1 protein-coding gene is annotated in these 759 nt (G+C 50.5%); it reads right to left on the reverse strand.

The window, feature by feature from the left end:
- Positions 1–692 (reverse strand): glycoside hydrolase family 3 protein (locus HW115_RS19550; protein WP_178935360.1); only part of this gene is annotated, 692 nt, incomplete at its 3' end.
- Positions 693–759: the final 67 nt, after the last annotated feature.

The raw sequence follows: 759 nt of genomic DNA on the forward strand, positions 1-759 counted from the left end.
TAAACGCCATTAACACGATTGTAAGCTGACATGATGCTCCAGGTTTTGCCTTCCTTCACGGCCATCTCAAAAGGAAGCAGATACATCTCACGTAGGGTGCGCTCGTCCACGTTGGAGCTAGAGAGGTAACGGTGGTTTTCCTGATTGTTGACGGCGAGATGTTTGATGCAGGCTGCTATATCAAGGCTCTGCACACCTTGGATGTAGGCAACCGCTGTTTTTCCAGTCAGATAGGGACCCTCACCAAAGTATTCGAAGTTGCGTCCGCAGAGTGGAGTTCGCATCAGGTTAACACCAGGGCCAAGGATCCAATGGCGCTTTTCGCCAAGCATTTCTTCGGCAAGCAGGCGTCCATATTCGTAGGCTGATTGGGGGTTCCAAGTGCAAGAGAGGTTGATACCCACTGGCAGGGCTGAAGGCTCCGTGTGGCGGGTTATCCCCTGAGGTCCGTCTGCGAGCATGATTTTAGGAATGCCAAGACGTTTCACTTCTCCCGCCTCCATCCAGCTGCGGCCGTAGCAAAGTTCTGCTTTTTCTGTGAGGGTAAGTTCTTTGAGGATGCTTTCTACGCGTTTTTCGAGTGGCTGGTCAGCTTGCTTCCAGATGGGGGTATCTCCTCCTTCTTTACCCAGAGTTGTTGGCGATAATGTCGCACTAAGTGCTAGGGTTGAGGCAATGAGGAGTTTCTTCATAGGTGTTTTTGACGTTGTCATCTCTTGAACTAGAACGCTTATATGGCGAAGGTCTGATGGATACAAA

The sequence above is a fragment of the Oceaniferula marina genome (assembly GCF_013391475.1).
Taxonomy (GTDB): Bacteria; Verrucomicrobiota; Verrucomicrobiia; order Verrucomicrobiales; family Akkermansiaceae; genus Oceaniferula; species Oceaniferula marina.